At 66.3% G+C, this 8,615-nt stretch carries 6 protein-coding genes; all 6 read right to left on the bottom strand.

Annotation, left to right across the window (positions count from 1 at the left end; all coding sequences use genetic code 11):
* Positions 1 to 242, bottom strand: a 242-nt coding sequence (locus tag G3N99_RS29245) for a DNA gyrase modulator (protein WP_346778504.1), incomplete at its 3' end; no start/stop codon positions are given.
* Positions 235 to 1,878, bottom strand: a complete 1,644-nt coding sequence (locus tag G3N99_RS29240) for a dipeptide ABC transporter ATP-binding protein (RefSeq protein ID WP_206124121.1) — start codon at positions 1,876 to 1,878, stop codon at positions 235 to 237. The genes G3N99_RS29245 and G3N99_RS29240, both read right to left, overlap by 8 nt.
* Positions 1,878 to 2,990, bottom strand: a complete 1,113-nt coding sequence (locus tag G3N99_RS29235; protein ID WP_174933984.1) for an ABC transporter permease — start codon at positions 2,988 to 2,990, stop codon at positions 1,878 to 1,880. The genes G3N99_RS29240 and G3N99_RS29235 overlap by 1 nt, the downstream gene beginning before the upstream one ends.
* Positions 2,944 to 3,996 carry an ABC transporter permease subunit gene (locus tag G3N99_RS29230; RefSeq protein ID WP_174947245.1) on the bottom strand — a complete coding sequence of 351 codons (1,053 nt, stop codon included), beginning with the start codon at positions 3,994 to 3,996 and terminating at the stop codon, positions 2,944 to 2,946. The genes G3N99_RS29235 and G3N99_RS29230 overlap by 47 nt, the downstream gene beginning before the upstream one ends.
* A 13-nt stretch (positions 3,997 to 4,009) precedes the next feature.
* Positions 4,010 to 5,932, bottom strand: coding sequence for an extracellular solute-binding protein (locus G3N99_RS29225; RefSeq protein ID WP_206124120.1), 1,923 nt, complete (start codon positions 5,930 to 5,932; stop codon positions 4,010 to 4,012).
* A 245-nt stretch (positions 5,933 to 6,177) separates the two neighbouring features.
* Complete coding sequence (locus G3N99_RS29220) at positions 6,178 to 8,547, bottom strand: TonB-dependent receptor (RefSeq protein ID WP_241011910.1); 2,370 nt, start codon at positions 8,545 to 8,547, stop codon at positions 6,178 to 6,180.
* Between the last annotated feature and the right edge of the window lie 68 nt (positions 8,548 to 8,615).

Here is an 8,615-nt window from a genome sequence, read left to right as displayed (position 1 = left end):
GCCTGCAGCCCGGCCGGGGACAGGTCGGGCGTCGCCGCATAGCCCGCGCCCGTGCCGACCCAGGCCGTCAGCATCGCGCCGCGCTCACGCGTGCGCGAAAACGGCTGCGCGACGTCGTTGCGCACCGCATGTTCGTCGATCGTCTCGTCGACGATGCGCAGCGACCAGAAATCGGCGTCGCTGCGCAACGCTTTCGCGGCTTGCACCGCTCGGGCGCCCGGCGCCCGGTTCTCGTCAATCATCGGTTCTCTCTTGCCTCTCCTGCGGGCCGCGCTCCGGCGCCAGCATGGACGACGCGAGCAACGCCCGCGTATACGGATGGGATGGCGCGTGCAGCACGTCGAGCGTCTCGCCCTCCTCGACCACGCGCCCCGCCTTCATCACGATGACCCGGTGGGCCATCGCGCGCATCACCGCCAGATCGTGGGTAATGAACAGGTAGCTGAGTTTGTACTTCTTTTGGAGATTCGTCAGCAGATTCAGCACCTGCTTCTGGATCGACACGTCGAGCGCGCTCGTCGGCTCGTCGAGCACCAGCAGCTCCGGCTCCACCGCCAGCGCCCGCGCGATCGCGATCCGCTGCCGCTGCCCGCCGGAAAACTCGTGCGGATAGCGCAGCATCGCCTCGGGCGGCAGGCCCACCTCCTGCAGCAGCGCGGCGATTCGCGCCCGCCGCGCGTCGCCGGCCACCTGCGGCCGGTGCACACCCAGCCCTTCGCCGACGATCTGCTCGACCGTCATGCGCGGCGACAGCGAGCCGAACGGATCCTGGAACACCACCTGCATGCGCCCGTACAGCGTGCGCCGGCCCTGCGTCGTGCGCAGCGACGCCAGCGGCATGCCATCGATCTCGATCCCGCCCGACGCCGGCCGCAGCAGGCCGAGCACGGCCGACGCAAGCGTCGATTTCCCCGAGCCCGACTCGCCGACGATCCCGAGCGTTTCGCCGCGCTTCAGGCTCAGTTGCACGTCGTACACCGCGCGGAACGTCGTCTTGCCGAGCACCGAACGCCAGCCCTTCGCCGCGATGCGGTAGTCGACGGCGAGGTGCTGCACGTCGAGGATCGTCTGCGCGCCGGCGGCGACCGGTTCGACCGCCCGTTGCGGCGCGCTGTCGAGCAGCCGGCGCGTATACGGATGCTGCGGCGCCGCGAACAGTTCGGCGGTCGTGTTGGTCTCCACCCGCACGCCCTTCTCCATCACGGCCACACGCTGTGCGAAGCGCCGCACGAGATTCAGGTCGTGCGTGATCAGCAGCACGGCCATCCCGCGGGCGGCGGCCTCCTGCTCCTGCAGCTCGATCAACAGGTCGACGATCTGCTGGCGCACGGTCACGTCGAGCGCGGTGGTCGGCTCGTCCGCGAGCAGCAAGCGCGGCCGGCACGCCAGCGCCATCGCGATCATCGCGCGTTGCCGCTGCCCGCCCGACAGCTGGTGCGGAAAGCTGTCGATGCGACGCTCCGGCTCCGGAATCCCGGTGCGACGCAGCAGCGCGATCCCGCGCTCGCGTGCTTCGCCCGGGCGCAGCCCCTCGTGCAGCCGCAGGCTCTCGGCGATCTGCTTGCCGATCGTATACAGCGGATTGAGCGCCGTCATCGGCTCCTGGAACACCATCGCGATATCGGCGCCGCGAATCCCGCGCATCTGCCGCTCGGTCTTCGTCAGCAAGTCCTCGCCGTCGAACAGCATTCGCCCCGACAGCGTCGCCTGCTGCGCGAGCCGCAGGATCGACAGCGCGGTCACGCTCTTGCCCGACCCCGATTCGCCGACGAGCGCCACACGCTCGCCGCGGCCGATCGACAGGCTCAGGTCCTGTACGGCCGCGTTCGCACCGAAATGCGCGGAAAACCCGTCGATCTGCAACAACGGTCTCGTCATCACCGCCCTCCGCCGAATGCCGAACCGCGCGTGCGCGTGTCGAGCGCGTTGCGCAGCGCATCGCCCATGAAAGTGAGCAGCAGCAGCGTCACCACCAGCGCCGCGAACGCCGCGATCGAGATCCACCACGCATCCAGGTTGTTCTTGCCCTCCTGCAGCAGCTCGCCGAGGCTCGGCGTCGGCGGCGGCACGCCGAGGCCCAGGAAATCGAGGCTCGTCAGCGACAGGATCGCCGCGCTCATCCGGAACGGCAGGAACGTGATCACCGGCGTGAGGCTGTTCGGCAGCACGTGGCGCCAGATGATCTGCGTGTTCGTCAGCCCCATCGTGCGTGCCGCTTTCACATAATCGAGCCCGCGATTGCGCAGGAATTCGGCGCGCACGTAGTCGGACAGCACCAGCCAGCCGAACATCGACAGCAGGATGAACAGCAGCCACAGCGACGGCGTGAAGATCGACGCGAAGATGATCAGCAGGTACAGGTCCGGCAGCGCGCTCCAGATCTCGATCAACCGCTGCCCGACCAGGTCGGTGCGGCCGCCATAGAAGCCTTGCAGCGCGCCCGTCAGCACGCCGACCAGCACGCCCGATACGGTCAGCGCGAACGCCATCAGCACCGACAGCCGGAACCCGTACAGCAGCCGCGCGAGCACGTCGCGCCCGAACTGGTCGGTGCCGAGCCAGTTGCTCGACGACGGCGGCGCCGGATACGGCCGCGACGCGAAATAGTCGATCGTGTCGTAGCGGTAGCGGTTCGGCGGATAGATCGCGAAATTGCCGTGCGACTCGATCTTCGTGCGGATATACGGGTCGAGATAGTTCGTCATCGCGGGAAAGTCGCCGCCGAACGCCGTCTCCGGATAGTCTTTCACGATCGGGAAGTAATAGTGCCCGTCGTAGCGCACGATCAGCGGCCGGTCATTTGAAAGCAGGTTCGCGCCGAGGCTCAGCGCGAACAGCACCGTGAAGATCACGAGGCTCCAGTAGCCGAGCGGCTGCGCGCGAAAGCGCAGCCACGTGCGCCGCCACGGCGACGGCGAGGCCGCGCACGCGGCGCAGGCCTGGTCAGTGGTCCAGGCGGTTGAACTGGATACGGGGGTCGACGAGGACATAGCAGATATCCGCGATGAGTTTGGTCAGCAGGCCGATCAGCGTGAACAGGAACAGCGAACCGAGCACGACCGGATAGTCACGGCGGATCACCGAGTCGTACGACAGTTGCCCCATGCCGTCGAGCGAGAACAGCGTCTCGATCAGCAGGTTGCCGTTCAGGAATGCGCCGACGAACGCGGCCGGCAGCCCGGTGAGCAACGGGATCGCCGCATTGCGCAGCACGTGTTTCCACAGCACGTCGCGCTCCGGCGCCCCCTTCGCGCGTGCGGTCAGCACGTACTGCCGGCCGATTTCCTCGAGGAAGGTGTTCTTGGTCAGGATCGTGACGATCGCGAAGTTGCCGATGACCGACGCCGTCACCGGCATCACGATGTGCCACAGATAGTCGAGCGCCTTGCCGATCAGCGTCAGGTCGTCGAAGTTGTCGGACGTGAGCCCGCGCATCGGGAACACCTGCCAGAACGTGCCGCCGCCGAACAGCATCAGCAGCAGCACGCCGAGCACGAAGCCCGGCACCGCGTAGCCGGCCAGCACCAGAACGCTCGTCACGGTGTCGAACCGCGACCCGTTGCGCACCGCCTTCGCGATGCCGAGCGGCACCGACACCAGGTACGTGAGGATCACCGTCCACATCCCGAGCGTGATCGACACCGGCAGCTTCGAACGGATCACCGCCCACACGCTGCGGTGCGCGAAATAGGACTGGCCGAGGTCGAACGTCGCATAGCTTTTCAGCATCAGCACGTAGCGTTCGAGCGGCGGCTTGTCGAAGCCGAACTGCTTGCGGATCTGCTCGATCTGCTGCGGATCGACGCCCTGGCTGCCGTGGTAGCCGCCGCCTCCTCCGCCCGCCTCTCCGCCGCGTGCGCTGCCGTGGCGCAACTGCGCGAGCACTTGCTCGACCGGGCCGCCCGGCACGAATTGCGTGACCGCGAACGTGATCGTCACGACGCCGATCAGCGTCGGGATCATCAGCAGCAATCGCCTGAGTATGTATGCCAGCATCGTGGTTCCTCCGTCAGGCGGCCGGCGCGGGTTTCGCGGCCGGCTGCTTCACGTACCAGTAGTCGATGATCCAGTCCTCGTACTGATAGGAATCCGGCACGACGGCCGGGTGGCCGAGCGTTGCCTTGTACGCAATCCGCGCATTCGGCAGGTAGTACTGCGGGATCAGCGCGTACAGGTTGATCAGCACACGGTCGAGCGCGTGCGTGGCCGTCTCGAGATCGTCGAGCGTGTCGGCCGCGAGCGCCGCGCGGATCAGCGCATCGACGGCCTTCGATTGCACGCCCGGATAGTTCTCGGAGCCCGGCTGCGACGCGGCCGCGCTGCCGAAGCGGCGCGTCAGCTCCGCCCCCGGGATCGTCACGGGCAGGTAGATGTACGTCGTCATGTCGTATTCGAAGTTGTCGAGGCGCTTCAGGTAAACCGCGCTGTCGATCTCGCGCAAGTACGCGTTGATGCCGAGCATCGCGAGCGCCTGCGTGTACGGCAGGATCAGGCGGTCCATGCCGGGCTGGTCGTCGATGATCTCGATCGTCATCGGCGTGCCGTTCGCGTCGCGCAGCGCGCCGTCGCGGTAATGCCAGCCGGCCTGCTCCAGCAGGTCGCGCGCTTCCTTCAGGTTCGCGCGCAGCGAGTTCGGCGGCAGTGTCGACGGCTGCTGGACCATCGGGCCGAATACCGCTGCCGGCAGCGTCGAGCGAAACGGTTCGAGCAACGCGAGCTCCTTCTCGCTCGGCATGCCGGATGCCGCGAACGGGCTGGCTTCCCAGAAACTGTTGGTGCGGCGGTATTGCCCGTAGAACATCATCCGGCTCATCCAGTCGAAGTCGAACGCCAGCGCGAGCGCATGCCGAACCCGCACGTCCTGGAACATCGGCTTGCGCATGTTCATCAGGAAGCCCTGCATCTGTGCGGGGCCGTCGGGAAACTCGCCGCGCTTCAGCATGCCGTTGCGAAAATTCTTGCCGACGTACTTGCGCGCCCACTGCGTCGCGCTGTATTCCATGCGCGCGTCGATGTCGCCTGCCTTGAATGCTTCGAGCGCCGTGTATTGATCCAGGTACAGCTTGAACGACACGTGCGCGAAGCGGAACATGCCGCGTCGCGACGGCAGGTTCGCCGCCCAGTAATGCGGGTCGCGCACGTAGCTGATCTGCTTGTCGTTCTTGCGCTGGTCGATCAGGTAAGGGCCGCTCGCGATCGGCGGCACGTTCGCGATCTGGTCGAACGGCGGGCGCGTGCCGTCCGCGCGCTGCCCCCACTTTGGCGAGAACACCGGCAGGTCGCCCGCGATCAGCGCGGCGTCACGCTCCGCGTGCTTGAACTCGAAGCGCACCGTGTGGCCGTCGACGACCACCGCGCGCTTGATGATCGCGAACTGCGCGTTGTACAGCGGCGACGCCTGCGGGCTCGTCAGCGTGTCGAACGAATATTTGACGTCGGCTGCGGTGATCGGATCGCCGTTCGAGAAGCGCGCGGCCGGGTTGATGTGGAACGTCGCCGACAGCCCGTCGGGCGCGACGTCGACGTCGTCGGCGATCAGCGCATATTCGGAAGCGAGCTCGTCCCAGCTGCGCTGCATCAGCGTGTCGAACATCAGGTTCTTGATGTCCGGTGCAGGTGCGCCGCGCACGAGAAACGGGTTCAGCGAATCGTAGCTCTGCGCTTCGTCGTAGTTTTCAAACTGCAGCGTGCCGCTGTCCGGCGCATCCGCATTCGCGTAGTCGAAATGCGTGAAGCCCGGCGGATATTTCGGATGATCGTATTGCGAGATCGCCGGCACGGCGAGCGCGGCCTGCGGCATGACGCCGCCCGACACGAGCCACGCGGCGCACGCGAGCAACGCGGCGCGCGTGGCGGTGCGCATCCGCGCGTGTGTGCGCTTCAGGTGCGAGTGGCGAGGCACGCGTGCCCGTCGCCCGTTCAACAGTCTCATGGTCAGTCTGTCCGGAAGCGTGCGGGCGCGATGCCTGCGCACGGTCGATGTCGATGCCGGTGCCGGACGCCGCATGCCGGCCGCGTCCCGCGGGTGGTTCGTGCTGGTCACGATCGGATGAGCTGCACCGCCGCGCGCCCCGGTTGCGGGCCGTCGTGGCGCCAGGCGAAAAAAGGCCGCCCCGAAAAGGGGGTAGTGGACGTGGAGCGGCCGGTCTAAAGCCTGTCAGTGCATCGCGATCGCCATCAGAACTTGTACGTCGCGCCGATCTGCGCGAACCGGCCGATGTACGAATACACCGACGTGTCGTACCCGCTCTGGTCCAGCGTGCCGTTCGCGAAGATCGGGTCGTACGGCGGCGTGCGGTTGAAGAGGTTGTTGATGCCGCCGTAGATCGTCCAGTTCTTGAAGCCCGTGTACGACATCATCAGGTTGAACTGGCTGTACGAACCGACCTTCGTCGGCGCGGGCGACGGCAGCAGGTTCTGCGCGTACGGGCCCGTGAACTGCCACGTGAGCGCCGCATCGAACTTCCGGTAGTTCCAGTCCAGCGTCGTGTTGCCGCGCCAGCGCGGGAAGCTGCCGCCGAACGGCTGCGTGATCGTGAAGTTGTTGCCCGCGCCGTTGACCGGCGTACCGCCCGGGAAGCCGATCTTGTAGCTGTTGATGTACGCCCAGTCGCCCGACAGCGTGACCGTGCCCCAGCCCTTGAGCGGCAGCCCCTGACGGAACGTGCCTTCGAAGCCGTTCGTGTCGAGGTAGCCGAGGTTCTGGTACGGGATCACCTTGTACAGCAGCTGGCCCGTCGTCGGGTCGGTCGCGATCTGCGACGGCGTACCCTGCCCGATCACGTTGTCGATGCGGATCTTGTACCAGTCGAAGCCGAGATCCGTGTAGCGGCTCGGCGACACCTGGAAGCCGATGTTGAAGTTGCGCGTGCGTTCCGGCGCGAGGTTCGGGTTGCCGACGGTGATCGACGTATAGTTCTGGCCGGTGGCCGGATCGACCTGGATGCCGAGTGTCTGCGACTTGCTGTCCTCGACGAAGGTCGGCGCGCGGAAGCCGCGGTTGTACGACGTATACAGCGTCAGTGCCTTGATCGGCTGGTACCGCAACGCAAAGCGCGGCGAGAAGGCGCCGCCCACGTCCGTGTAGTGGTCGTAGCGGCCCGCCTGGCTGAACGTCAGGTTCTCGAGGATCGGCACGTTGATCTGGTAATAGACGGCCGCAACGTTGCGCTGGCCATCCACCGTCTCGAGATCCGGCGTGATGACGGCGCCGCTCAGGTATTCGGAGCCCGGCGTCAGCGTTTCGCTCTGGTGCGTGAACTGTGCACCGAAGCCGATGCCGACGTCGCCTGCAGGCAGATGGAACAGGTTCGGCGTCGACAGTGTCGCGTCGATCGTGTCGAGCTTCGAGATGCCGAGGTTGTTCGCCTCCTGATACAGCCCGTTGAACGCGTTCGGCGTCGCCGCCGGGTTCGCGAAATTCAGCGTGCCGTTCTGGTAGATGTTGTTCAGCGCATTGACGTTCAGCTGGTTCGTGAACACGTTCGACACCGTGCTCTGCGAATGGCTGACCGACGTTGCCCAGTCCCAATCGCCGTACGGCAGCGTAAACGACCCCTTGATGCCGGCGGCCGCGCGCCAGTAGTTGGCCCAGGTCTTCTGCGCGACCGTGTTCGGAAATGCATAGGTGAGCGGCGTGGCCGCGCCCGTCGTGTTGTACGGGTTGCTGACCGGTACCGTGTAGTTGAACGGCGACAGCAGCTTCGTCTGCGGATTCCAGACGAGCGCCGGGTTCTGCGAATTGCCGATCACGTTGTTCCACAGGCCGTCGTTGGTCGTGGTCGTGTTGTAGCTCTCGAGGAAATCGGCGAACGCGGTCGTCTTGTCGTCGATCTTGAAGTCCGCGTGGAGTTTCGCGTTCAGGCGCTCGGTCATCGGCAGGATCGACGTGCTTTCGGCCGTGTTGTACCCGCACACGGTGCCCGGCGAACCCGCCGACAGCGAATTCGTCGCAGCCTGATGGACCGAGCCGCCGAACGGGCAGCCGCCGCTCAGCGCCTGCGCGACGCCGCCGGGCATGTTCCAGTACGACGGCGCGAGCAGCGAGAAGCCGCCCGGCTTGCCCGTGAAGTCCTGGTTGCGCGTCGAATCGCGGTCGGCGAGCGTGAAGCCGTTCGACTTGTAGTAGCTGAGCGCGGCCGTTACGTTGAAGCGGTCCGCGTTCAGGTCGCCGAAGCCGCCGAGCACGCCGAACTTCACCGTGCCGTCGCCGTTACCGGCGTTGATCGCGCTGCCGAGGCTGCCGTCGAGCTGCAGGCCGCGGAAATTGTGTTTCGTGATGATGTTGACGACACCGCCGATCGCGTCCGATCCGTACTGCGACACGGCGCCCGTCTTCACGATTTCGATCCGCTCGATATCGTTGAGCGGGATCGTGTTGAGGTCGAAGAACGAGTCGACGCTGTTCGAGAAGAATGCGTACGGTGCGACGCGCTGGCCGTCGACCATCACGAGCGTGTACTTCTCGGACAGGCCGCGCAGCGCGATGCCGGCTGCGTCCTCCATTCGCGCGCCGCTGCGCGCGCGTTCCGCTCGTGATTCCGCCATCCGAATTCTCCGCCGACCGTGTCGTTCTCGACGCGGTCGGCGTTGCGCTTTCCGGCATGCCGTCCGAT

It is taken from the genome of Burkholderia sp. Ac-20392, assembly GCF_017104585.1.
Lineage (GTDB): Bacteria > Pseudomonadota > Gammaproteobacteria > Burkholderiales > Burkholderiaceae > Burkholderia > Burkholderia lata.
The sequence above is the reverse complement of the archived record's forward strand: the minus strand, read 5'-3'. Positions and strand labels throughout refer to the sequence as shown.